The sequence below is a fragment of the Paraconexibacter antarcticus genome, assembly GCF_024220175.1.
GTDB classification, from domain to species: Bacteria; Actinomycetota; Thermoleophilia; order Solirubrobacterales; family Solirubrobacteraceae; genus Paraconexibacter; species Paraconexibacter antarcticus.
Genome location: NZ_CP098502.1, coordinates 1578609 through 1602696 on the forward strand (window position 1 = coordinate 1578609; position 24088 = coordinate 1602696).

The 24088-nt window shown below is 74.4% G+C and carries 16 protein-coding genes and 2 tRNA genes; 8 read left to right on the forward strand and 10 right to left on the reverse strand.

Annotated elements, in window-relative coordinates; all coding sequences use genetic code 11:
- The first annotated feature begins 139 nt into the window (after window positions 1-139).
- Window positions 140-610 (forward strand): Hsp20/alpha crystallin family protein, encoded by a 471-nt coding sequence (locus tag NBH00_RS07895; protein ID WP_254572794.1) that lies wholly within the window; start codon window positions 140-142, stop codon window positions 608-610.
- 49 nt (window positions 611-659) lie between these two features.
- Here NBH00_RS07895 and NBH00_RS07900 read toward each other — a convergent pair whose 3' ends face one another.
- The 6 genes from NBH00_RS07900 to NBH00_RS07925 form a co-directional block, all read right to left on the reverse strand.
- Window positions 660-1289, reverse strand: coding sequence for a hypothetical protein (locus NBH00_RS07900; RefSeq protein WP_254572795.1), 630 nt, complete (start codon window positions 1287-1289; stop codon window positions 660-662).
- A 44-nt stretch (window positions 1290-1333) separates the two neighbouring features.
- Window positions 1334-2572: a hypothetical protein gene (locus NBH00_RS07905; RefSeq protein WP_254572796.1), complete on the reverse strand. Its 1239-nt coding sequence runs from the start codon at window positions 2570-2572 to the stop codon at window positions 1334-1336.
- 484 nt (window positions 2573-3056) lie between these two features.
- Complete coding sequence (locus NBH00_RS07910; RefSeq protein ID WP_254572797.1) at window positions 3057-4454, reverse strand: sensor histidine kinase; 1398 nt, start codon at window positions 4452-4454, stop codon at window positions 3057-3059.
- A gap of 4 nt (window positions 4455-4458) precedes the next feature.
- Complete coding sequence (locus tag NBH00_RS07915) at window positions 4459-5160, reverse strand: response regulator (RefSeq protein ID WP_254572798.1); 702 nt, start codon at window positions 5158-5160, stop codon at window positions 4459-4461.
- A gap of 81 nt (window positions 5161-5241) precedes the next feature.
- Entirely contained in the window at window positions 5242-7212 is a 1971-nt protein-coding gene (locus tag NBH00_RS07920; protein ID WP_254572799.1) for a bifunctional lysylphosphatidylglycerol flippase/synthetase MprF, read from the reverse strand.
- Between the two features lie 57 nt (window positions 7213-7269).
- The gene (locus NBH00_RS07925) at window positions 7270-9057 is read right to left on the reverse strand and encodes a glycosyltransferase family 39 protein (RefSeq protein ID WP_254572800.1); all 1788 of its coding nucleotides are present in this window, start codon (window positions 9055-9057) and stop codon (window positions 7270-7272) included.
- A 271-nt stretch (window positions 9058-9328) separates the two neighbouring features.
- On the opposite strand from NBH00_RS07925, the gene NBH00_RS07930 reads away from it, so the two are divergent.
- Window positions 9329-10480 carry an SGNH/GDSL hydrolase family protein gene (locus tag NBH00_RS07930; protein ID WP_254572801.1) on the forward strand — a complete coding sequence of 384 codons (1152 nt, stop codon included), beginning with the start codon at window positions 9329-9331 and terminating at the stop codon, window positions 10478-10480.
- A 215-nt stretch (window positions 10481-10695) separates the two neighbouring features.
- Here the strand turns inward: NBH00_RS07930 and NBH00_RS25220 are convergent, their stop codons facing one another.
- Window positions 10696-12693 (reverse strand): choice-of-anchor D domain-containing protein, encoded by a 1998-nt coding sequence (locus NBH00_RS25220; protein WP_302182717.1) that lies wholly within the window; start codon window positions 12691-12693, stop codon window positions 10696-10698.
- A 551-nt stretch (window positions 12694-13244) separates the two neighbouring features.
- Between NBH00_RS25220 and NBH00_RS07940 the strand changes: the two genes are divergently transcribed.
- The 3 genes from NBH00_RS07940 to NBH00_RS07950 all read left to right on the forward strand — a co-directional run bounded on the left by NBH00_RS07940 (window position 13245) and on the right by NBH00_RS07950 (window position 17057).
- Window positions 13245-13865, forward strand: a complete 621-nt coding sequence (locus NBH00_RS07940; protein ID WP_254572802.1) for a TetR/AcrR family transcriptional regulator — start codon at window positions 13245-13247, stop codon at window positions 13863-13865.
- 96 nt (window positions 13866-13961) lie between these two features.
- Entirely contained in the window at window positions 13962-15500 is a 1539-nt protein-coding gene (locus NBH00_RS07945; RefSeq protein ID WP_254572803.1) for a flavin-containing monooxygenase, read from the forward strand.
- 78 nt (window positions 15501-15578) lie between these two features.
- Window positions 15579-17057, forward strand: coding sequence for a cytochrome P450 (locus NBH00_RS07950; RefSeq protein WP_254572804.1), 1479 nt, complete (start codon window positions 15579-15581; stop codon window positions 17055-17057).
- Between the two features lie 83 nt (window positions 17058-17140).
- Here NBH00_RS07950 and NBH00_RS07955 read toward each other — a convergent pair.
- From NBH00_RS07955 to NBH00_RS07965, 3 genes are all read right to left on the reverse strand, one after another.
- Window positions 17141-17213, reverse strand: a tRNA-Gly gene (locus NBH00_RS07955).
- Between the two features lie 55 nt (window positions 17214-17268).
- Window positions 17269-19203, reverse strand: a complete 1935-nt coding sequence (locus NBH00_RS07960) for a glycoside hydrolase family 2 TIM barrel-domain containing protein (RefSeq protein WP_254572805.1) — start codon at window positions 19201-19203, stop codon at window positions 17269-17271.
- Between the two features lie 9 nt (window positions 19204-19212).
- Window positions 19213-20703: a phosphoinositide-specific phospholipase C-related protein gene (locus NBH00_RS07965; protein WP_254572806.1), complete on the reverse strand. Its 1491-nt coding sequence runs from the start codon at window positions 20701-20703 to the stop codon at window positions 19213-19215.
- 208 nt (window positions 20704-20911) lie between these two features.
- On the opposite strand from NBH00_RS07965, the gene NBH00_RS07970 reads away from it, so the two are divergent.
- The 3 genes from NBH00_RS07970 to NBH00_RS07980 all read left to right on the forward strand — a co-directional run bounded on the left by NBH00_RS07970 (window position 20912) and on the right by NBH00_RS07980 (window position 23998).
- Window positions 20912-22174 (forward strand): S8 family peptidase, encoded by a 1263-nt coding sequence (locus NBH00_RS07970; RefSeq protein WP_254572807.1) that lies wholly within the window; start codon window positions 20912-20914, stop codon window positions 22172-22174.
- Between the two features lie 46 nt (window positions 22175-22220).
- Window positions 22221-22294: transfer RNA gene (locus NBH00_RS07975), tRNA-Pro, on the forward strand.
- A gap of 426 nt (window positions 22295-22720) precedes the next feature.
- A complete protein-coding gene (locus NBH00_RS07980; RefSeq protein WP_254572808.1) occupies window positions 22721-23998 on the forward strand; it encodes a sigma-70 family RNA polymerase sigma factor in 1278 nt (425 codons plus the stop codon).
- The last annotated feature ends 90 nt before the right edge of the window (window positions 23999-24088 follow it).

Below are 24088 nucleotides of genomic sequence, written 5' to 3' on the forward strand. Positions count from 1 at the left end.
TGGCGCCACACGCGGGAGGTCCCGCGCGCCAGGACACAAGAGGAAATCTCAGTCGCGGCATGGAAGATCTTGACAACCGCTGACGCGTTTCGCACACTGCCGCCACGAGTTGTCCATCAGTCTTCGAGGAGGTTTCGACATGGCGTTGACATCTTGGGACACCCCGGCCGGCGGGCGCGGGGCAGCGGGCGGGCGGTACGTGCCGGCCGCGGACGTCGCGATCGGCGAGCGGGACATCGTCGCCGCGTTCGACGTGCCCGGCGTCGACCCCGGCGACCTGGCGGTCGAGGTCCACGAGGGCTTCCTGACCGTCCGCGGCAGCCGCCGGCCCGCCTGGCCCGGCGAGGGGTCCGGTCGTGCCCACCGCGAGCGGCCGGCGGGCACGTTCGAGCGGACGCTGCGCCTCCCGGCCGACGCCGACGTCGACGCGATCACCGCGGCGCTCGACAAGGGGGTGCTCTCCCTCATCGTCCCGCGCCTCGCGCGCCCCGCCGCCCACCGCGTCCCGATCGGCGAGGCGCAGCCCGCCGGCGCCGAGAAGAAGACCCGTCGCCTGTCGCTGGACGGGATCGCCGCCGAGCTCGTCCGGGGCCCGCGCCGGCGGGGGTGAGGCCGGGGTCGCCCCCGGGGCGCCGCGGCCCGGCCCGCCCCGGGGGCCGTCAGGCGGTCGCCGGCTGCGCGGCGGGACCCGCCGCCGGAGCGAGCCTCATGCGAGTGACCGGGCGCCGCTTCCAGACGACCGTCCCGAAGCCGGCGATCGCGGCCAGGGCGTGCTCGACCTCGGAGATCGTCGAGGCCGCGTCGACCGTGACCGCGAGCGCGAGGACGGTCGCGGCGAAGGCGACCGTCCAGCTGCGCCGCGATCGCGACAGCGTGAGCGCGCCGTCGCACACGAGCAGCCCGACGATGGTCATCCACACGCAGGAGATGCCGAAGTCGGCGTTGACCTCCGCGTGACGGAAGGCGCCGCCGACCTCCCACAGGACGCCGGTGCCGGCGTACGCCACGAGCGTCGAGCCGACGTGGCCGAGCAGCAGCGCCGTCCACCACGCCCCCGGTCCGTGCCGGTGGATGAGGATCGCGGTGAGGATGGCCACGGCCACGAGCTGGAGCGCCTGCACGCGGTCGAGGACGAGCGCGCTGCTCAGCAGGGTCCACACCCGTCCCTCGGCGACGAGCCGTGGGCTGCTCGCCCACCGGTGGGCGAGGTCGAGGCCCGTGAAGCCGCGGACCGCGGCCACGACGGCGAGGGCCGGGACGTAGGCGTACGCCACCCCGCGGCCGGCCATCGCGAGGGTGGGGGCCGGCCGACGCGCGGCCGCGAGCCGACCCGTCACCGCCGGGCCGTCCTCGGTTGCCGCAGGAGCAGCAGGACGTGCAGGGCGCCGGACGGGAAGGCCGTCCCCGTGAGCCTCGCCGTGAGGTAGGTGCTGCCGTGTCGGTGGACGACGCCGGACGGCGGGACGTGGACGAGCCCCGGCGGGAGGTTGCTGCCCGGCACCCGGCCGAGCGGGGACCGCAGCTGGACGTCCGCGCCCGTGAAGCGGTGGACGAGCTTGATGTAGCCGGTGTCGTCCTGGACCGCGACGAGGAACGTCGCGCGGCTGCGGCCGTCGGGGCTGCGGACGGTGCCGTGGACCGGCTGCAGGACGAAGTCGCCGCCCAGGTCGTAGATGAGCCGGGGGCCGCGGAGCACGCGCACGCGGACGACGTGGAGGCTGTGGTCGCGGAAGAAGTCGTCGATGATCGCCGCGCGGATCGCGGCGACGTCGTCCGCGGCGGTCGCCCGGCGGAAGGCCGGGTCGCGGGCGATGTGGTGGAGGGTCTGGGCCACGGCACGGCTGCTCCCCTCCGCCCGCAGGATGCGCGCGGCCACGGCGGTCACGGTGCGCATGCGCGTGGCGGCGGCGGTCGGCGCGCAGAGCGCGGCCGGGGGCCTCGCGAAGCGCAGGTCGATGACGAGCGGGCGCGCGGCCGGGTAGGTGCTCGTGGCGAGCGTCGCCGAGAAGGGGGCGGCGTCGGTCCGGGTGCCGGCGGCCGCCGGGCGGAAGCGCACCGTCGCGCCGGTGAGCCGCCGGACGAAGCCCGCGTAGGCGCGCTGGTCGGTGGCCGCGAGGACGAACCGGCCGACCTCCGCGCCGCCGGGCCCGAGGAGCCGGCCGCCGACGGGGGCGAAGGTCGGCGGCGTGCCGTAGGCGTAGATCTTGCGCCCGCCGCGGTAGATCTGGATCCGGACGATCTGGTGGCGGATCGGGAGGAAGGCCGCGGCGATCGCCGCACGGCCGCCCGACGCCACCGCGCCGGCGAGCGCCGTCGAGTGCTGCAGCCGGCGGACGGCGTCGACGACGCCGGCCCCGCGGACCGCCTGGCGGTACACGCGCCGCGCGACGTCGGCCTCCTCGCGGACGACGGCCCCGCCGCACCCGCGGGCTGCAGCCGCGGCGACGTGCGGGGCCGGGACGGTCGCGAGCGGGCCGACGGGGGCGTGGGCGGCGCCGCCGGAGCCGCAGCCGGCCACGCCGCACGCGAGCAGCGCGGCGACGCTCCCCGTGGCCATCGGCGAGACGGACATCCGTGCAGCATGCCCGCCCGCGGGGCTCGTTCGACGCTCGGGGCGGCATCCTAGGCGGATGCCAGCACGATCCCAACGTCGTCCTAACGCGGGCGGCCGACCGCGGCGTCGACCGCGCCGGGCGGACATGTCACCGCGCCGCTCGCCGACGTCCGCGCCGGCGGCCGTCGACGAGGAGGACGGCGCCGCCGTCCGTCCGGTCGGCGCTAGGCGCCGGCTCCGGGGTGGTCCGCGGCGTCGGCGAGCCGAGGGCCCTCGGCGGCGTAGCACGCGTCGCACAGCCAGGCGCCCGCAAGGGTCGGACGGGCACGGACACGCGGCGGGCGGGAGGCGGCATGATCGCGGCCTCCGCACTGCTCGCACGCGGCGTCGTGGCCGGGCGGTGTCGCGGCACGGGGGTCACGCTCCTGCTCACCGGTCACCGGATCCAGGCTCGTCGTCGAACGTGAGCGCCACGTAACGATCCCGTGTGCGGCCTGATCGATCAGGGCGTCGGGGCGGCCGGGACGGTCAGGCGGAAGACGGTCCGCCCGTCGGCGGGCGCGAGCGTGAGGTCCCCGTCCATGCGGTGTGCGAGCTCCCGGCCGATGGCGAGGCCGAGCCCGAACCCGGGCGTCGCGTGCGACGCCCGCTCGAAGCGGAGGAAGACGCGCTCGCGGTCCTCCGGGGCGATGCCGGGACCGTCGTCGGCGACGGTCACCTCGACCGCGCCGTCGCCGCGCGACGCGACGGCGACCGCGATCTCGCCGCCGCGCTCGGGACCGTGTGAGAAGGCGTTGTCGACGAGGATCCGGATGACCTGTGCGACCGCCCCCGGGTCTCCGGACGCCCACACCTGGTCGGGGGCGTCGAGCGCGAGTGCCCTGTCCGCCTCGCCCGCGCGCAGCGCGAACTCGGCGACGACCGAGCGCGCCACCTCGCCGACGTTCACCGGCTCGCGGCGGACGGGGATGCCGGCGTCCACCCGGCTGAGGTCGAGCAGGTCGCTCGCGAGCCGGCCGAGCCGCTCGGCCTGGGCCTCGGCCCCGCAGGCCTGGCGCCGCGCGTCGGCGAGGTCGGGCGCGTCGCTGTGGAGGTCGTCGCGCAGGAGGTCGAGCATGAGGCGCAGCGACGAGAGCGGCGTGCGCAGCTCGTGGGAAGCGGTGGCGACGAACGAGCGCCGGGCCTGCTCCTCCTCCCGGAGATGGTCCTGCATCGTCGCGAGCGCGCGCGTGAGGTCGCCGACCTCGTCCCGCGTCGTGTCGGCGCGCATCTCCACGACGGGGCCGAGCTCGGCGACGCGCAGGGCGGTGTCACGCAGGGCGCGGAGGCGCCGGACGAGGCGTCCCGCGAGCAGGAGGCCGAGCAGGAGCGCGATGGCGAGGCTGATGACCGCCGCCTTCAGGAAGGCCCGCTTGACCACCGAGGCGGCGTCACGGACGTCGTTGAGCCGGCGCTCCGCGACGACGACGAGGCGCATGCCGCCGATGTGCACGGGGAGCAGCACCCGGGCCATGACGGTCGGGCCCGACCCCACGACGGTGCCTGTCGTGCTCCTCGTCCGCAGCGCGGCCGGCGGGACGCGTCGCTCGGCGCTGTCGTCCGGGTCCGTCGCGGCCACGACCTTCCCGCGGAGGGTGAGGATCGTGATCTCCGCGCCCGTCTGCCGGCGCAGCTCGCGGGCGGCGGGGAGCAGCGCCGCGCCGCCGCCACGCACGTCGGAGAGCGGGAGCTGCTCGAGCGTCGCGCGCTGGGCTCCGACCGCGGCCACGAGGGTGTCGGTGCCGTCCTGGAGCAGGCGCGACTCGAGCGGCGAGAGGAGGAGCACCGCGGCGACGGCGAGGGTGACGGCGCTCCCCAGGACGAGCGCGCCGACGAGCCGGCCGCGGAGGCCGCGCAGCACCGGGCTACCGCTCGCGGATCCGGTAGCCGGCCCCGCGCACGGTGAGGATGAGCTGCGGGTCCTCGGGGGCGTCCTCGAGCTTCTCGCGCAGGTGGCGGATGTGGACGTCGATCCCGCGCGGATCGCGGTACGCACTGTCGCCCCAGATCGCGCGCAGCAGCTCCTGGCGGTTGAACAGGGTGCCCGGCGAGAGCATCATCGCGCGCAGGACCTCGAACTCGGAGAAGGTGAGGGCGACCTCCTGGCCGGCCCGTCGCACCTCACGGCGGCGGATGTCGAGGACGATGTCCCCGGCCTGCAGGACTTCGCCGCCGAGGGCCTGGGACCCGCCGCGGCGGAGCACCGCCCGCATGCGGCTGCGCAGCTCGGCGGGGCGGAACGGCTTGACGACGTAGTCGTCGGCGCCGGCCTCGAGGCCGAGCACGGCGTCGACCTCGCCGTCACGGGCGGTCAGCATGATGATCGCCAGGACGTTCCGCCGGCGTCGCAGCTCGCGGCAGACCTCGTAGCCGTCCGGGCTTCCCGGTCCGAGCGAGATGTCGAGCAGCAGGACGTCGAACGCGCCGGTCGTCGCCTGGTCCAGCGCCGCCCGGCCGTCGGCGACCGCGACGACCTGGTGTCCCTCCCGCTCGAAGGACTCACGCAGGGCTTCGCGGAGCGCCGACTCGTCGTCGCAGATGAGGATGCGCATCGTGGAGTCGACCATCGGCGCAGACCGTACACCGGCTCCGCTCCGTCACCGCCGCCGGCACGGCGCCGGCCGCCGGCCCGGCGCCCCCGGACGGCCTCATGCGGCGGCGGGGACGGCGCGGGGGAGGCGCAGCGCCGGCTTCGGGAGCTGACCCTCCGCCCACATCGCGGCGAGGGCGGTGCGCGGGAGGGCGGCCACGCCCTCGAACAGCAGGTACCGCGGCTGCCAGCGGGGGAAGAACTTCGCGTTGTAGCGGTACAGGCTCTCGATCTGGAAGTACGGGTTGGCCCACCGCATGACGCGCCCGAGCGCGCGGTCGAGGGCGCCCGCGGGGGCCTGCATGACGCGCGCGAACGCGGCGAAGTTCAGCGACACCTCGGCGATGCCGCGCTCGCGGGCGAGTTCGATCGAGCGGACGACGAGGAAGTCGGTGAGGCCGTTCGGCGTGTCGCGGTCGCGGCGCATCGCGCTGAGCGACAGCGTGTGGCCGTCGGCCGACGGGACGAAGTGCAGGAAGGCCCGGACCGCTCCCGCCTCGTCGCGGGCGAGCACGAGCAGCGTGTCGGCGAGAACCGGGTTCGCGAGCGTGTCCATGGCCATCGAGAAGCCGCGCTCGGCCGCGCCGTCGCGCCAGCGCGCCGAGATGCCCTCGAGGGTGGCGAGCGTCGCGGCGTCGGCGGCCCCGACCGTCGTCGCCTCCGCGGTGTAGCCGGCCGCGGTGACGCGGGAGACGGCCTGCCGGACCTTCTTGATCGGCTTGCCGGTGAGCGTGAACGCCGCGGTGTCGACGAGCGCCTCGTCGCCGACGTAGAAGCGCTGCAGACCGGCGTCACGGGCGAGCTCGGAGAACGTCTCGCTCGCCCCGACGGCGCCGAGCCGCAGCCCGTGGCGCTCCGCGTGCGCGCAGACCTCCCGCAGGAGCCCCGGAAGCGCGTCCGCCGGGCCGACGGGGTCGCCGGCGAGGAGCATGACGCCGCCCTCGATGCGGTAGGCCGCGAAGGCGCGGCGGTCGGCGCTGAACAGGCGCGGGAGGTCCTCCCGGAGCTTGAAGAAGCTCAGGCTGTCCCGCCCGTGGGCCAGGACGACTTCGTGGGCCTGCCGCGACTCGGCACACGGGAGGGCGGCGGCCCGCGGCGCTCGCAGGAGCAGGTGGGCGATGCGCGCCGCGGCCATGATCGCGACGGCACCGACGATCGCGGGGATCGACGCGAAGGGACCGCTGAACGAGAACGGGCCGTGGCTCAGGGTGAGCAGCGCGACGGTCTCGTGCCACACGTTCGCGGCGGAGCGGCCCGGCGCCGTCCACAGCGCGCCGGTGACGACGGCCGCCCCCGTGGCCACCGCGCCGGCGGCGGTGAGGACGGCCTCGCGGGCGACGGTCAGCGGCACCCGGTCCTGGGCGACCGCGAACGCGCTGCGACCCCACACGAGCAGTCCGGCGAGCGCCCAGCTCAGCAGCGCCTCCTCGACGTCGAGGCCCCGGACGACGTCGAGCGCGCCGACGGTGACGAGCAGCACGATCGCGAGCGTGGCGGCGCGTCGCCGGCGCCGCCGGAGGAAGGCGGCGGCGGCCACGAGGCCGAGCCCGGCCGAGAGCGTCAGCGCGTGGGCGCTCACGATGAGCTCCGCCGGCAGGGCGGCGGCCATCACGTGCAGGCGGCCGGGGAGCTCCGGCGTGACTGCGGAGACGATGTTCACGGCGCCGACCCCGCCGACGAGCCAGGCCGAGAGGGGCGGGAGCCACGCCGCGCGGTGCGCGGGCCGCAGCGGCCGCGGCGGGCGGTGGAGCCCGACCGACCAGGCGCCGCTGTCGCGCGTGCCCGGGAAAAGGTCGCGCCAGTCCTTGGCGACGAGGTACGCGCCGGCCGCACCGGCGACGAGGGCCAGGGTCGTGCCGCAGACGCCGACGGACCACGCGACGAGGGCGCTCACCGCGACCACCAGGCCCGCGTGCCACTCGTGGATGCGGCGGCCGAGCACGTGCAGCCGCGGGCCGAGCGCGTGGCGCTCGAGGCGCAGCGGCCGTGCCCGGGCCGGGGGTGCGACGGCGGAGACTCGGGTGGCCATGCTCCGGAGGCTGCCGCACCGCGCATTGGGCCGGGCGGGGCCGGTGTGGGGATCGTGTTAGGAGCTCGCGCGGGCGCTCAGCCGGTACAGGGTCCCCGGAGGCTGGCCGGCGGCGCCGCTGACGTCGACCGCGTGGCGCCGTTCCCAGCGGATCACCGGTGCGCAGCGGGTCGACGTCGCCGCGCACGCGCTCGGGTCGATGAGGACGTACCGCACGTGGCCCGACATGACCTGCGCGGCGAGGGCGGCGGGCGTCAGGAGCGGGCGGTCGTAGAGGCTCGTGAGCATGAGGACCGGGCGGCCGTCGTGCACGATCAGCGGGCCGGCCTCGGCCGGCGCGGTGCTCGCCGTCTCGTAGCGGGCGCCGTGCTGGCGGGCGAGGAGGAAACGGCTCAGCGCGGCGACGCGGGCGGGCGCGATGTACCCCGGACGACCCGAGTCGGCCGCGCCGGTGCGGACCAGCTGCATGCTGCCGGCGAGCGGGACGAGCAGGACGGCGGCCGTCGCGAAGGCGGCGACGGCGGCGCCCGGGACCGGCCCGCGCGTGCGCCCGCCGCGGGCCGCGAAGGCGAGGGGCAGCCCGGCGGTCACGAGGACGAGGAGGACGGCGCCGGCGGCCACGCCGGCGCCCGCACCGGCGACGAACGGTCCGAGCCCCGCGGTGACCGCGAGCGCCGCGATCAGCGAGGCGCGCGCCGCTCCTCCGGCCCGCCGGGCGGAGGTGAGGGCCGCGACGGCCACGCCGATCGTCCCCGCGATCGCCGGGGTGAAGGCCTCGAGGTACCGCGGATGCAGCCGGCCGACGTGGCTGAAGAGGACGAAGCCGGTGAGCAGCCAGACGGCCAGGAAGCACACGCCGGCGCCATACCGGGCCGCGTCGCGCTCCGGACGCCCGGCCCCGGTCCGCCGCCGCTGCACGACGCCGGCGGTCGCCGCCGCCGCCCCGAGCAGGAGCGCGGCCAGGAGCACCGAGCCGACGAGGCGGCCCTCGAGCGCTCCCCCCGGCGCGAACAGACGGGCGGGCCCGGCCGGGTCCAGCCGGCGGAGCGCCGGCGTCGGCCCCACACGCAGCCGAGCGAGCCCGTTGTAGCCGAACGTGACGTCCCAGACGCTGCCGTTCGTCGAGCCGATCGGGAACGGGCGCGGCCCCGGCATGACGCTGACCGCCGTGAGCCACGACAGGCCCACCGCGACCATCGCGCCGCCCGCGGCGAGCAGGTGGAGGAGGCGGCGGCGCCACGGCGCCTCGGAGAGCAGCAGCGCGAGGACGGCGAGCCCCGGCAGCGCGACGAGCGACTCGAAGAGCTTCACCTCGAACGCCAGGCCCATCGCCGCGCCGGCTCCGGCGAGCGGCAGCAGCCGCCCGCGCGGTCCGGCCCGGACGACGAGCCAGGCCGCGGCGAGGATCAGCAGCGTCATCACCGAGTCCATCGTGTCGCTGCGCGCCGTCATCACCGACACGGGCAGCACCGCGAGCACCGACGCGGACACGAGGCCGGCACGCCGCCCGAAGAGCCGGCGGACGAGGTCGTACAGGAGCGGGATGGCCAGGATGCCCGCGGTCACCTCCGGCAGGCGCAGGGCGACGGGCGTGAAGCCGAGGAGCTTCGTGCTCGCCACCTGAAGCCACAGGTCCACGGGCGTCTTGTCGATCGAGACCTGCCCCGTGGGGTCGTAGGCGCCGTAGAAGAACGCGTGCCACGAGCGGCCCATGCTGCGGACCGCCGCGTCGTAGTAGGGATTCGCCCCGACCCGGCCGAAGTCCCACAGGCGCAGCGCCGCGCCGAGCAGCGCGACGAGCACCGGTGCCGCCCACGGACGACCACCGCTGCCCGCGGGCGGCACTGCGCCACGGGACCGGCTGACCGGCGACGCGACCGGACGAGGCCGTGCGGCGGTCGTGCCGGTCACGCGGGCCTCACCGGGAAGGGCATGGGCTCCATGGTCGCCGACGTCGCCTTGGCTTCGGTGGGGCTCGTGTTAGCGCTGCGTTGGGGTCGTGATCGCCGGCCGCCCGGGGTGGCATCGGGCGTCGAGCGTCGCGGTCGCGGTGATCGGCCATCGCGGACGCGGTGCATCGCGAACGCGAACGCGAAAGTTCGGTTATGGTCGCGAGATGCTGTGGAGGCGCCGCGTCCTGTCCATCCTCGCCGTGCTCATGCCGCTGGCGCTGCCCGGCCGCGCCGCCGCCGCGCCGCCGCCGACCGCGGTCGTGTCGATGGGGGACTCGTACATCTCCGGCGAGGGCGGGCGGTGGCTCGGCAACAGCCCGGACAACGCCGGCAGCCGGGACGGGACCGACCGCGCCTGCGTCTTCACCCTCGGCGTGTGCAGCAGCTACGACGAGAGCATGGTCTACCTCGACGGGACCGCCGCCGACGGCTGCCATCGCTCCGACGTCGCGGAGGTCCGCTCCGCCCGGCTCGCGGTGGACCGGCGCATCAACATCGCCTGCTCGGGCGGCGTCAGCAGCGACCTCTACCGCTCCACGAACGGCGGGACGTCGGCGCACGGCGAGCCGCCGCAGGCCGATCAGCTGCTGCCGATCGCCCAGCAGAACCGCGTGCGCATGATCATCGTCGCGGTCGGCGGCAACGACCTCGGGTTCGCGTCGATCGTGCAGGCGTGCTTCACCGCGTACGAGGAGCACACGGCGCCGTGCTCGCAGACGGAGGCATACCGGCTGACCCCGGACGCCCTCGCCGTCGCGCAGGCGAAGGTCGCCAAGGCGATCGACGAGATCCGGGCTGTCATGCGCCAGGCCGGTTACGCGGACGGGGACTACCGGCTCGTGCTGCAGACCTACCCGTCCGTCATCCCGCGCGCGAGCGACGCCCGGTACCTGGAGGCCGATCCCGAGCGGACCGTCTACGGCTGCCCGTTCTACGACGTCGACATGACGTGGGGCCACGACGTCGCGGCGCCCGCGATCGGGTCGATGGTGAAGGCGGCCGCCGCGTCGCGCGGGGTCGCCACCCTCGACCTGCGCAGCGCCTTCCAGGGGCACGAGTTCTGCAGCGTCCACGACGCCGCCGTGAGCCCGCTCGCCCCGCCGTCGGCGAGCACCTCCGAGTGGGGCCGGGCGCTCAGCGCGAGCACGATCACCCAGGGCGAGACCCAGGAGGTCTTCCATCCCGACGCGTTCGGCCAGCAGGCGCTCGGCGACTGCCTCGGCCTCCTGTACGCGGCACATCCGGGCAGCTACGCCTGCGCGGGCGCGCCGGGGATCACGCCCGACCAGATGACGCTCGGCCCGGCGACCGGCTGACCGGCCGGCCGGCCCTCGGCCTCCGCCGGACCCACCGCGGGGGCGCCATGCGGCCTGTCTTCTGCCGGAGACGACGTGCGCGATCCGCCGGGCCCGGCGCGGTTTGCGCGGCGGTCAGGCGCGAGCGCGCGGCGTGCGTTCTAGGTGTGAACGACGACGGGCGCCGGTGTTCCGCGATGGAACCCCGGCGCCTTTCGGTCACGTCGCCCGCGGGCCTAGCGGAGGGTGAGCGTGCCCGCGCGTGAGGTCGCGACCCGGAAATTCAGGGTCACGGCCTTGGAGCTGGTCGTGCTGTTCTGCGCCTGGACGACGAGGCGATAGCTTCCGCCGCGCAGCTTGTGGCCGTCGAACGTGGCGCCGAGCGCCAGCTTGTGACGGCCGCCGGATGCTGCCACCGTTTCGCTGCCCACCGGGCGCCATCCCCGTGCGGTCTTGCGCTGCATCGTCAGGTGCAGACCGCCGGCGCGGGCCAGCCGGTAGGTGAGCACCAGGCCGGTCGAGCGGCAGTCCATGCAGGCTGTGAGCGAGCGGGAGCGCAACGTCACGGCGCTGAGCTCTTCCGTTGGCCGGGCCGGGCCGGCCGGACCGCGAGGTCCGGTGCCGCCGTCGACGCCATTCGTCCCGTCGATGCCGTTGGTCCCCTTGGCGCCGTCGATGCCGTTGGTCCCGTTGGTGCCGTTGGTCCCCTTGGCGCCGTCGACGCCGTTGGTGCCGTTGGTGCCGTTGGTCCCGGCGACACCATTCGTGCCATTGATCCCGTTCGTCCCATCGACACCGTTGGTGGGCCCGGGTGCCGGCGCGGTTCCGGTGCCGGTGAGGGGCACGGCGACCGTCGGATGGAAGTAGGCATTGTCGGAGCTCACCAGCAGGGTCGCCTCGGCGTCGCCCGGACGCGTCGGGGAGAACCGCACCTGCAGGGTGCAGGAGCCGCCGGCGGGCAGCCGCGCGGGACAGAGGTTCTGCTGCGCGACGATCGTGAACTGGTCAGCGTCCGGGCCGCCGAGGCTCGGCGCTGAGACGTTCAGCCGCTGGTCTCCGGTGTTGAACACCGCGACGGTCTGCGTTGCGGTGCTCGTGGTGCTCATCGAGCCGAAGGCCACCGAGCCGGGCAGTACCGCGAGGTCGGCGGGCAATATGGCCGTCGCGTCAAGGCCCGTGACGATGTCGCCGCTGATGGAGTTGGACGGGAACACGAGCGTGTTCGCTTCGTCTCCGTCGCTGCCGAGCACGGGGGTGTACCTGACCTGTACCGCGCAGCTCTGACCACTGTTCAGGCTCTGGCCGCTGCAGGCGTCGCCGACGATGTCGAACGTGCCGGGATTGCCGATGTGCACGGTCCGGAGCGTGACGGGCCCGTCGCTTCCGGAGCCGACGTCGGTGAGCGTGACGGTCTGCGTGCTGCTGCTACCGGAAACCGACAGGACCTTGCCGAACTGCACCGGGCTGGGACTGACGATCACCGCACCGGAATAGCTGTAGGTCACCGTCACCGAACCATCGCCGGTGACGGTCGCTGACGCGCTGGACATGGTCACGCCGGCGGCGTCGTTGACGTAGCTGGAGCCGCCGCCACCGCCGCCGCCGCCGTCATAGGCGCTCCACATGCTGCCGCCGCCGCCGCCACCGCCGCCGTTGAATCCGCCGCCGCCACCACCGCCCCCGAGGGTGCTGGCGCCGGGCCCGGCCGCGCCGCCGCCGCCGCCCTGCAGGAAGCTGCCGGTGCCGCCGTCGATACCGTTGCCGCTTTGCGGGTTCACGCCGCCCTGGCCGCCCTGACCGCCGGCGGAGCCGCGTACGCCGCCGTTGCCGGCGTACGCCGCGGGGTCGCTGCGCATGGCGGTGCCGTCACCGCCGGTCATGTCCGCGTCGCCGCCGGCGCCTGCCGCGCCGTAGTAATCGCCTTGCGCGGCGGTGCCGAGCTGGCCACCGGCGCCGCCCCCGCCGCCTGCGACGGCGTACAGCTGTGAGCTCCCGTTCTCCGAGATGGCGCTCGCGCCGCCGCCCGCACCGCCGGCGTAGCTGTTGGACGGAGCGCCGCCGCCGCCGTAACCGCCGGCACAGCCGACCTGCAGTTGCAGCTGCTGCCCGGAGGTGACCGGCATGTTGATGTTGACGCTGTCGCCGTGGCCGCCGGTGACGCCGAATTCGTTCCCCTGTCCGGCGGCACCTCGCAGGGTGATGGTCGCTGCGACCGCGCCGTTGGGCACGGTCACGTTCTGGGCAGCTCCGGTACAGCCGTAGGTGGTCGAGGCTGCCGCTGAGGGCACCCCGATCGCCAACGCCGAAAGGGCGGCACCGAGGCCGGCTGCTGGAAGCAGGCGCTTACGAGAGCAAGCGGAGAGTCGAGACATGAGCTACGTCTTTCGGCGTTGGGTTCCGGGTCGCTGCGCAGACAGCCAACCGGTGAGAAGAGTCACGGTTGGGGCGCGGAAAGCCTGAACCGAGGACACATCGGCAGGAACACGACCGAACCTTGATCAGGTGAGTCCGAACGCGGATGCGGGCTCGGACGCGGGCTCGGCGGGCCTGACCTCTTTGTCTGCGCGCCCGCGTGGGTCGGCTTGCGCTACGGGTCAAGGTGCGCCTGCTCAGCGGCGACGAGTCCGAGCGCGCGTGACGCCGTCGGCCGGCGGCCCCTGCGCTTTCATGACCTGGCCGCCCGTCGTCGCCATGGCCCTGCGTCGGGTGTGGGAGCCGGACGTCCGCGGCCGAACCGACGACGTCGAAGCAAGGACCGCCCGCGAGCGGTCCTAGACTTGCAGGCATGAGCGCGGGCAACGAACAGGCCCCCGTCGACCAGGGGGCGATCGACGAGATCGGCCGCGATGTCGTCGCCGCCGCGCGTGAGGAGTTCGTGCGCTACGGCATCCGCCGGGCCAACATGGAAGAGATCGCGCGGCGTGCCGGCGTCGCACGGGTCACCGTCTACCGCCGGTTCGACAGCAAGACGACGCTGGTGCGCGCGGTCGTGATGGCGGACGTCCTGGACTTCGTCGAGCGGTTCGACCGAGTCCTGTTCGGCGATGGCCCGGCCGCCGAGCGGTTCGCCGACGCGACCGCCCTGTCGGTCATGGAACTCCGCCGGCACCCGCTGCTGACCACCGTGCTGCGATCTGACCCCGAGACGCTGCTCACCGCGCTCACGGTCGAGGGGCAGCCCGAGTTCGAGCTCATCAAGCACATCCTCGCGACGCGGATCACGACCCTGATCGAGGCGGGCGACATCCGTCCCGGAGAGGCGTCGCGAATCGCGGAGTTCATCCTGCGCCTGCTCTACACCACGATCCTCATGCCGTTCGGTGAGCTCCCCGGCAAGACCGAGGACGAGTCCCGCGCCTTCGCGCGCGAGTTCATCGTGCCGCTGATCATCAACCGTCCGGCCTGACCGACCACCGCCGGCTCGAAAGCCGCGGTCCGGGGCCTCTGTCGTAATACGTAGCGATAGAGAGACGAAACTGTTAGTTTGTTTCTCATGCACCGCATGGGTTCCGCCGACGAGCTTGACGTCGCCGTCATCGGCGCCGGACTCGCCGGGATCTGCGCGGGGATCAAGCTCCGCGAGGCCGGGCAGCGATTCGTGATCTTCGATGCCGCTGACGACATCGGCGGCACGTGGCAGGCCAATCGGTATCCCGGCGTGGCGGTCGACATCCCGTCCGTGAGCTACTCCTACTCCTTCGAGCCGAACCCGCAGTGGACGCGGGTGTACGCCCCGGGCGCCGAGCTGAAGGCCTACGTCGACCACTGTGCCGACAAGTACGCCCTGCGCCCGCATCTGCGGTTGGGCACCGAGGTCCTCGCCGCCACCTTCGACGAGACGGCGGAGCGGTGGGCACTCACGCTGGCCGGCGGCGAGACCGTGACGGCGCGGTTCGTGATCGGTGCCTGGGGCGGGCTCGTGCAGCCAAAGCTTCCGGACATCCCCGGGCTCGACGAGTTCGCCGGCGAGATGCTGCACACCTCGGCCTGGACGGATGAGACCGACGTCGACGGCCGCCGCGTCGCGGTGATCGGGACGGGCGCCACGTCGGTGCAACTCGTGCCTTCGATCGCTCCTCGGGTGTCCCATCTGAGCGTCTTCCAGCGCACGCCCGTCTGGGTGCTTCCGCGCCTTGACCTCCCGGTCCCCGCGGCAGCCAGGTTCCTCTTCCGGACGCTGCCGGTGACGCAGTGGCTCCTACGGATGGGGGCCGGCGCTGCGAGCGAAGTGATCTTCGCCCGGGCGGCGACGCATTACCGCACGATGGCGCAGGTCGTCCGCGCGATCGAGGGTCTCGGGCGGTGGTGGATCCGGCAGCAGGTCGCTGATCCCGTGCTGCGCGAGAAGCTGACGCCGACCTACGGCTTCGGCTGCAAGCGGCCGACGATGTCCAACGCGTACCTGCCGGCGTTCGGGCGCGACAACGTCGAACTGGTGACCGAGGGCATCGAGCGGGTCACCGCGGACGGGGTCGTGACCGTCGACGCGCGCCTGCATCGCTGCGACACCCTGGTGCTCGCGACGGGGTTCAAGGTCTTCGAGCTGGGCGGCGCGCCGCCGATGCCGGTGGTCGGGCGTGACGGTGTCGACCTCGGCCCGTTCTGGGACGAGCAGCGCTACCAATCCTATGAGGGGGTCAGCGTCCATGGCTTCCCGAACCTCTTCCTCATGAGCGGGCCCTACGCGCTCGGCGGGCCGTCGTACATCTTCATGATCGAGACGCATGTGCGCCACGCGCTGCGCTGCATCACCGAGGCGGGCCGCCGGAACGCGGCGACCGTCGAGGTCCGCCCCGAGGCCCACGACGCGTACTTCGCGGACATCCTCGAGCGCCAGGAAGGCACCGTCTTCCTCAACAACAACTGCGGCTCGGCCATGAGCTACTACTTCGATCGTCACGGCGACGCGCCGATTCTGCGCCCGGCGAGCGGGGCGGAGATGTGGTGGCGAAGCCGCACGTTCGACCTCGATCACTACGAGTACGGGGCCCCGACAGACGGGGCGTCGAGTCCGGCAGCCGAGGCGGCAGTCGCGACCTGACGCACCGCGCCCCGGTCGCGGGCACGACCCACGCCGCTCGATGCCTGATCAACACAGTCACGATCACTGGAGACACACATGACCGCCACGCTCGACACGCCGCTCCCTCCGCGCCTCCAGGGTCCGGGCGCGGTCGGCGATCTCGCCGGCGCGCTCGAACACTCGCCGCTGGTTCCCGGCCTGCTGCCGGGCACGCTTCGACGAGGGATGGGCGTGGTTCACGCCGCCGAGTACTGGGCCCGTCCGGACCGGTTCATCCGCCGCTGCATCGATGCGCCCAAGCGCTTCACGCTCGACCTCCCCGGGGCCGGCACGATGATCGGCCTGCGTGACCCCCACGACATCAAGCAGGTCTTCACGACGGGTGCATCGACGCTCACGATGACCTCGGTGAGCCGCAAGTTCTTCCCGCACGCGGAGATCTTCGGCGAGGACTCGATCATCGGATATGAGGGCGCGCAGCACTACTCGATGAAGCGGCTCGCCGCCCCGTCGATGCACGGCAAGGCGCTGGCCAGTTACGAGGAGGCGTTTCGCCTGCGCACCGAGGAGGCGCTCGCACGCTGGCCCTACGGCACGGCCGTGCCGTTCCGCACGATGGTCGCCCCGATCGCGCTCGAGATCATCCTGACCACGATCGTCGGCGTCACGGACCCGGCGCGCCTCTCCGTCCTGCGCGAGCGCGCCCAGGACCTCCTCAAGGCGATCTCGACGACGAAGTTCGCCCTGCAGACGGTGTGGGCGACGACCCGCGGGGGCGTATGGGACGGGAACTACTCCGACATCGTGGCGGCCCGGGCGGCGCTCGACGCCGTCGTCGCCGCGGAGATCCGTGATCGCCGCAACGGCAACCTCCCGGACCAGCCCGACGTCCTGCAACTGCTCCTCGATACCCGGACCGAGGACGGCGAGGCGTTCTCGGACGTGTTCCTGCACAACACGATGGCCGGGCTTCTGATCGCCGGCTTCGAGACCACGGCGACGACGCTGGGCTGGACCGCGAACCTCATCACCCGCGAGCCACGAGTCCTTCAGCGCCTCGAGGACACCGTCGACAGCGGCGACGACTCCTACGCCGAGGCGGTCGTGACGGAGACGCTGCGGCTGCGGCCTCCGGGCGTGTTCACGTTCCGCGGGGTGGTCGCGCCGTTCACGTTCGACGACGGCCTGACGTTGCAGCCCGGCTCGGTGCTCGCACCGATGCTCGGCCCGATGATGCGCGACCCCGACGTGTACGACGCGCCCGAGGAGTTCCGGCCCGAGCGCTTCGTCGACGAGCGGCCGGGGACGTACACCTGGACCCCCTTCGGCGGCGGCTCGCGGCGCTGCATGGGCGGGGCGTTCTCGATCGCGGAGATGCGGGTGATCCTCGCGACCATCGTGCGCCAGGCGCGCTTCCGCGCGGTCGACACGCCGCCCGAATCGATCGGGCGGGCGAACATCATCCTGATCCCCAAGGAGAACGCGATCGTGACCCTCGATCGCCGTACGCCTGCCGCGCGGCGGTCGGCCCACGCGCGACCCGCGCAAACCGCGTCGGGCATCACGGGCGCGTAGCGCCTTGGCGCACGCGGTGAAGCTCGGCGTCCCGGCAGTCCTCCGAACAAGGAAAACCCCGCCAGCAGCGGGGCTTTCGTACAAGCGGGCGACCGGGTTCGAACCGGCGACATTCAGCTTGGAAGGCTGACGCTCTACCAACTGAGCTACACCCGCGCGCTGGAGGGGATGGTAGACGGTGCGGGGGCGGGGCGCGCAGGCGCGGCGCCGGTCAGGGGCGGGCGCCGCGGAACGCCGCCCGCACCGCGGCGAGCGCGGGCTTCGGCCGGCCGGCGTAGTCGTAGAGACCCTTCTCGTTCAGGCCGGGGGTGAGGACGAGGCCCGGGTGGGCGTCGAGCACCGAGCCGCCGCGGAAGTCGGGCCGCAGGGCGTGGTCGCGGAGGAGCCAGAGCAGCTCGCCGCTGATGCCGGGCAGCCCGCGCAGCATGGCGACGCGACGCGCGAGCAGGTCCGCCTGGAAGCCGACGCCGCCGAACTGCTGCGCGGGCACCCGCCGCGTCCCGGCGGCGCCGAGCTCGGTGACGACGATCGGCTTGCCGGGGAAGAGCGCGCGCAGCCCGGCGAGCCTCGCCCGGACCTCGTGCGCCTGCGCGCGCCGCCCGAGGTCGGTCCCCTCGTACCAGCCGGTGTAGTCGGTCACCCCGAGCGCGTCGACGGCGTCGAACATCGGCCCGCCGGTCCGCGTGAGGTGCCGGCCCCAGAGGTCGATCGCGACCGGCCGGCCCGGGTCGCGGGCGTGGAGCGTGCGGGCGGTCCGCACGACGTAGCCGACCTGCCGCGGGCGCCCGTTCCCGGCCACCTCGTTCGTCAGGGTCCAGGCGACGACGCTCGGGTGTGCCTGCTCGAGCTCGGCGGTCCGCAGGGCGCGATCGGTCGCCGCGCCGACGCTCCGCGCGTGGAAGCCCGACGGCGTCTCCCACGGCCCGAGCTCCTGCCAGACGAGGATGCCGGCGGCGTCGAGCCGGTCGAGCATCGAGGCGCTGAGCGGCAGCTGCGAGCGGGTCGCGTTCGCGCCGGTGGCGACGAGCTCGCGGACGGTCCGTGCCTCGTCGGCGGCGGTCATCGCGTCACCGTGGCCCTCGATGTCGGCGGGGAGGCCGACGCCCTGCAGGCGCAGCGTCCGGCCGTTGAGCCGGAGCTTCGCGCCCCACCAGCGCAGCTCGCGGAGGCCGACGTACGTCCGCAGCGTCGCCTGGCGCCGGACGCCGAGCGTGAGCGCGTAGCGCCGCGGGTGGGCGGCCGACCACAGCGCCGCGCCGCGCACGATGACCGTCGCGTGCACGGGACGCGAGTCGTCCGGCGGCACCCGGACCGCACGGAAGCGGACGGGGAGGCGGACGCCGTCCCGCGTGAGGACCCCGGTGACGGCGAGCCGACGCGGCCCCGCCAGGCGGTTGCGGACCCGGGCGCTCACGCGGACGACGGCGTCACGTCCGCGCAGCCGCGTGAGTACGCGGAGCGCGCCGAGCTCGCTCTCGCCCAGGCGCGTGAGCGTCACCGGCCCGTTCAGCCCGCCGTAGTTGAACCAGCCGCGCGCGTACCCCGCTGCGACCTGGGCCAGCGGATCGCGCCAGTCCACGCGGACGGCGACGGTGTGGACGCCGGCCGTGAGCGACGCCCCCGCCGTGAACGGCTCGTACGCGCCGACGTGGCGGCGGACGCGAAGCCCGTCGACGTAGACGGTCGCCGCGAAGTGCGCGGACGCGAAGCCCAGCGAGTAGCGGGCGGTGACCGGCACGTCGATCGTCCGCGCGTACCAGCCCACCGAGCCCGCGTAGGCACGCTCGGCCCCCGGCCCCGTGACGTGGCGCGCATTCGGTGAGTAGGGCACGGTCACGACGCGCCCGCCGAAGTGGCCGTCGGCCCAGTGGCGGGCAGCACCGCGGTCGCCGGGGTCGCCGCGGTAGTGCCACGCGCCGAGCGTGACCGGTGCGCTCCCGGCCGGCCCCGCGCCGAGGGTGAGGAGGACGCGCGCGGTGCTGCCCGGTGGCGGCGGCGTGCCCGTGGTCGCCACGCGCGCGGGCGCCGCCGTCGTGCCGGCCCCGCGGTCGCCGTCGCCGTGGCCGTGGCGCGTCGCGAGCGCCACGCCCGTGCCGGCGAGCAGGACGGCGACGAGGAGGCCGAGCGCGCGGCGGCGGAGCGGCACCCGGCGGCCTCAGCGCGCCCGCCGCACGCGGTAGGCGACCCACACGCCCTCGCCCGGCCGCGCGACGTCGCGCAGCTGCGCGTTCTGCAGCCCGGAGCGGGGGACGGCGAAGCGCGCGCCGCGGGCCCAGCACGCCTTTCGCGCCTGCGCGAAGGTGACCGTCCGGCGCGTGAGGCGCCAGCGGGGGACGCCCGACGGTGCCGGCGTCACGCACGCGGCGCGGCGGCGGACCGCGCACGACCCCGTGGCCCAGCGCCCGTCGCCGCGCTGCCGCGCGCACCCGGGGGCCGCGGGCTGCCCGTCGGCCCAGCTCCAGATCGTCGCCGCGAGCCGCCCGTCGTCGGGCAGCAGCTGGTCGAAGCCGAAGAGGTTCACGCCGCACGCCGTCATGGCGGCGACCTTCGCGGGGGTCAGGGCCTCGGGGTCGACGGGGGCGCGGGTCGGGTCCACGACCGTGGCAACGAGCGTCGAGTCCTCGTAGTAACGGACGAGCTTCGCGTGGTACGTCGCACGGGCGTAGCTCGCGTCGCACGCCGGGTACGGGCGGTAGCGGGCGACGCTGCCGCTCTCGACGTGATCGGCGTTCCAGTCGAAGACGTCGCCGGCCCAGCCCTTCGCGCACGAGCCGACGAGGATGACGCGGGCGCCCGACGCGCGGACCTGGGCCCGGGTGACGTCGAGCGGGAGCGGCGTGCAGCCGTTGGCCGCCCGCGCCGCGGCGTCCGGCCGGTAGATGAGCGAGCGCCCGTCGGTGCCGCGCAGCTGCGTGTCGAGGGTCGAGATCGCCGACGCGTACGCCGCGGCGCTCTTCATCTCGTCCTCGAGGTAGAGGAGGAGCACCTCGTTCTCGTGGCCCGGCGCGTTCAGCCACGTGACGACCTCCGGCAGGATCTGGGTGAACGGCGGCTCGGTCGTGCAGCCGGCGTCGAGGCTGTCCGGCCCCTGGCCGTGGCAGACGATGACCTGCCGGCCGCCGGCGCGGGGGAGGTAGTGCAGGTCGAGCTCGATCGAGCGAACGTCGACGTCGAGCTGCTGCGTGAGCGTCAGCTGCTGGTTCGAGTCCGACCGCGAGAGGGTCGGGCCGTTCGCGATCGCGTTGAACGAGTTGTGCGTGCCGACCCACGGGGCCTGGCCGAGCGGCAGGGCGTCACCGAGCCGGTACTGCAGGACGGCGGCACGGTGGACGGCCGACTGCAGGTACGCGTCGCGCGCGTGCTGCGTGACGACGTGGGCGAGCGGCAGGGTGCAGTCGGTGTCGGGGACCCCGGCGGCGCGGCACTCGGCGGCGGCCGCGTCGGCGAACTTCCCGAGCAGGGTGCAGGGCGCCGCGATCGGGCTCAGCGGCGTGCACGCGGCGGTCGGGGAGGCCGGGGCCGGCGCGGTCGTCGTCTGCGCCGCGGCGGTCGCGGGCGTGAGCGCGACGGCGGCGGCGACGGCGAGGGCGGCGAGTACCGCGTTCAGGATCGGGCCGGGACGGGCGGCGCGGGGGCGGACGACCATCGCCCGACCTTCCCACATCGGCCTCGCGCCGACGTGCGGTTCGGCGCGATCGCGGTCGAGGCCGAACGGAGCGTGCGACGCAACACGCGTGGTCTGCGACAGCCCTGCGCCGCCGGCGTGACGGAAGACGCGCGACGCGGCCGACCGGTCCCCCGCCGGCCGCAGGATCCGCCGCATCACCTTTCCACCCCGACCCGGAGCGCCCTTCATGCCCGTCGTCTCTGCCCGCATCGCCGTTCGCGCGGCCGTCCTCTCCACCCTCGGCCTCGGCTTCGCGCTCGCGGCCCCGCCGACGACCCCGGCGGCCGCCGCCGGCGCGATCGCACCCGACACCGTCCTCGTCCACCCGAGCGGCGCGCGCGGGGCCCACGCCCTCGCCACGAGCCCCGACGTCGCGGGGACCGTCGCGCAGCTCCCGGGCGGCGCGCGCCTCGTCCGCGTCGACGGCGACCCGCGCGTGGTCGCCGCTCGGCTCAAGCGCCGCCGCGGCATCAGCTGGGCGGAGCCGAACGTCCTGCTGCGGGCGAGCGCCGCCGCCGGACCGCGCGCGGCCGCGGCGCCCGCGCCCGCGCCCGAGCCCGAGGTGACGCCGAACGACCCGCTCCTCCGTCAGCAGCCCGACCTCGCCGCGATCCATGCGCCCTACGCGTGGACGGCGCTGAACCTCGGCGGCTTCCCCGACCGCGGCGGCGTCCCGGTCGGGATCGTCGACACCGGGATCGACGCGGGGCACGAGGACCTCGCCGGCCGCATCGCCGCCTGTGGCACGGCGCAGGACGGCAAGGTCGCCGCCGGGAGCTGCGCCGACGACGAGGGGCACGGCACCCACGTCGCGGGCACGATCGGCGCCCGCACCGGCAACGGCGCCGGGATCGCGGGCGTCGCGTCCGACTCTCCGCTCATGGTCTGCCGGGCGCTGACGGCGGACGGGGGCGGGACGACCGCCGACGTCGCGGCGTGTGTCGCCTGGCTCCACGACCAGGGCGCGAAGGTCATCTCGATGAGCCTCGGCGGCCCCGCGTCGAAGACGCTCGCCGCCGCCGTCACGCAGGCGTACGCGCGGGGCGGGCGCGGCGGCTCGCTCATCGTCGCCGCCGCCGGCAACGACGGGAACACGAGCGTCGAGTATCCGGCGGGCCTCCCGCAGGTCGTCTCGGTCGCGGCGGTCGACGACGCCGGCGCCCACGCCCCGTTCTCCAACAGCAACGCCGACGTTGAGCTCGCCGCCCCCGGCGTCGACGTCCTCTCGGCGCGGATCGGCGGCGGCTACGTCCGCGAGTCCGGGACCTCGATGGCGACCCCGCACGTCGCCGGCGCCGCGGCCCTCATCTGGTCGGCCGACCCGAGCGCGTCCGCCTCCACGATCCGCACCCGCCTGGACCACGCGACCGCCGACGCCGGGGCCCCGGGCCGCGACCCGGACTACGGTTTCGGCCGCCTCGACCTCTCCCACCAGACGCCGGGGACCTGACCCTCACGACCGCCCGCGAACCCCGTCGGTACACTCCCGCTCGTCACGGGGAGTGGCGCAGTCTGGTAGCGCACCCGGCTGGGGGCCGGGCGGTCGCAGGTTCAAATCCTGTCTCCCCGATCACACGAAAGCCCTGCAAATGCGGGGCTTTCGTCGTTCTGTGGCGGTGAAGATGGCCGGGCGCCGTGTACTGTTGATGTACCGTTTGTCCGCGGCTGACGACGTTGTAGATCTATCCGTGGAGCCCGAGTCGCGGGCATGGCGGGTGGGCCAGACGCCCGTGGAGGTCCCGCTGCTCCGGCGCGCGGCGCCAGCGTTGGTCGGCGTGGGGTGGAGCTATTCAGAGCGTCGCGCGTCGCCCGCGGTGATGCGCATCCTGCGGTGGAGGCCGCCGCGTGGCTTTTGCGACACGCCTGATACCCGACTGTCGGTATGCGATCAGCCATGGGATTCGGTCGCGTGCACCGTGGCGATACTCGCCCCTGCAAATCGGCAGGGGTGGCGCCAGTGCTCCATGACAACGCGATAGGCGAGTAGGCGGTCGGGGTGCTGAACCCGGACCGTTCGCCCTCGCCGCTGCGTGAGGCCGCCGCGGACGCGGAGTATCGGGGGCACCGCGACGCCGTGTTGACGACGTTGCGGCTGGGGTTCCCGCCGAGCCTGGATCGCGAGGACATCCTGCACCAGGCGTGGTTGGAGCTGCTGCAGCGGCGGGCGCGTGGGGAGAAGATCGAGAACACGCGGGCGCTCCTGCGGGAGATCGCGGTGTCCCGCGCCTACGATGCGCGACGCCGTCCGCCGCCGGAGCCGGTCGATCCGGCGGATGCCGTGTTCACGTCTGCCGAGGACGACGCCTCGTCGGTGGCGCATCAGGCTCAAACACACCTCGACGCGGACGCCCTACGTTCGGTCATCGATTCGCTCGAGCCGCGCGAAGCCGCAGTGCTGAAGATGCGCTTCGAACTGCAGCTCACCGGTCCCGAGATCCAGAAGCGGCTTGGCGTCAGCTCGTATGTCTACGAGCAACTCGTCACCCGTGCCTACAAGGCCGTGCGCGAGCAGGTCCTTCCCGACGCAAGTGGCGAGACCCCGTGGCAGCGACGACAGCGGAGCCTGCTGCTCGTGTGCGAGATGGGCATCGCCTCCTCGGCGCAGATCGAGCAGGCGCGGCTCATGGTCCAGCGCGATCCGCGCTGCCGGGCGATGTTGCGGTCGATGCGCGCGGCGCTGCGCGATGTCGCTGCGGCGCTGCCGTTGCCGCCGGGTGTCGAGGAGGTCGAGCACAAGCGGCGGCCGTTCGGCTTTATCGCTGACTGGGCTGATCGCGCGGTCGCCGCGGCGCGTGATGTCTTCCCCGGGGGTGGACCGGCGCGCCCGTCGGCCGGTCCTCTTGTGGAGCAGGCGAGCGGAGGTCTGGCGGGCGCGCTGGGACTCGGTGGTGCGGCGAAGGTGGTTGCGGCGTGCATCGCGCTCGGTGGCACGGCCGCCGTGTGCATCCACGAAGTGCTTCCGACGGACGTGGGGAAGCCGGACCGTTCGGTGCCTCCTCACCATGTGGCTCGACCCCGCGTGATGCCTGTCGTCGCGTCGACGACTTCGCAGCCCGTCACCGGTTCGCAGGTGAGGCCGACGCATGCGCAGGTGATGGCGCGGGCCGCGGTACGGCATAAGGAGACGCCGGTGAGTTCGCCGGCGGCGACGGCGGCGCCGTCGCCCGTGCCGGCGGGGACGACCGAATTCGGTCCCGGAACGTCAGGGAGCGCACCAAATACGCCGATTCCGGCCGCCGCACCAGCAAATGGGGGTGGGGAGTTTGCTCCGTGACAGCGTAGTAGTGCTCCGTTAGGTGTCGTTGAGGTAGGGGGTGTCGGGCGGCAGCCGTCTGCGGCAGGTCGGGCATGTCCCGTGCCAGCA

Coding starts and splice junctions, on each gene's coding strand:
- NBH00_RS07930 (WP_254572801.1), top strand. CDS start 9,329: ATGCTGTGGAGGCGCCGCGTCCTGTCCATCCTCGCCGTGCTCATGCCG.
- NBH00_RS07895 (WP_254572794.1), top strand. CDS start 140: ATGGCGTTGACATCTTGGGACACCCCGGCCGGCGGGCGCGGGGCAGCG.
- NBH00_RS07900 (WP_254572795.1), bottom strand. CDS start 1,289: ATGGCCGGCCGCGGGGTGGCGTACGCCTACGTCCCGGCCCTCGCCGTC.
- NBH00_RS07965 (WP_254572806.1), bottom strand. CDS start 20,703: ATGGTCGTCCGCCCCCGCGCCGCCCGTCCCGGCCCGATCCTGAACGCG.
- NBH00_RS07970 (WP_254572807.1), top strand. CDS start 20,912: ATGCCCGTCGTCTCTGCCCGCATCGCCGTTCGCGCGGCCGTCCTCTCC.
- NBH00_RS07950 (WP_254572804.1), top strand. CDS start 15,579: ATGACCGCCACGCTCGACACGCCGCTCCCTCCGCGCCTCCAGGGTCCG.
- NBH00_RS07945 (WP_254572803.1), top strand. CDS start 13,962: ATGGGTTCCGCCGACGAGCTTGACGTCGCCGTCATCGGCGCCGGACTC.
- NBH00_RS07920 (WP_254572799.1), bottom strand. CDS start 7,212: ATGGCCACCCGAGTCTCCGCCGTCGCACCCCCGGCCCGGGCACGGCCG.
- NBH00_RS07905 (WP_254572796.1), bottom strand. CDS start 2,572: ATGTCCGTCTCGCCGATGGCCACGGGGAGCGTCGCCGCGCTGCTCGCG.
- NBH00_RS07940 (WP_254572802.1), top strand. CDS start 13,245: ATGAGCGCGGGCAACGAACAGGCCCCCGTCGACCAGGGGGCGATCGAC.
- NBH00_RS07915 (WP_254572798.1), bottom strand. CDS start 5,160: ATGGTCGACTCCACGATGCGCATCCTCATCTGCGACGACGAGTCGGCG.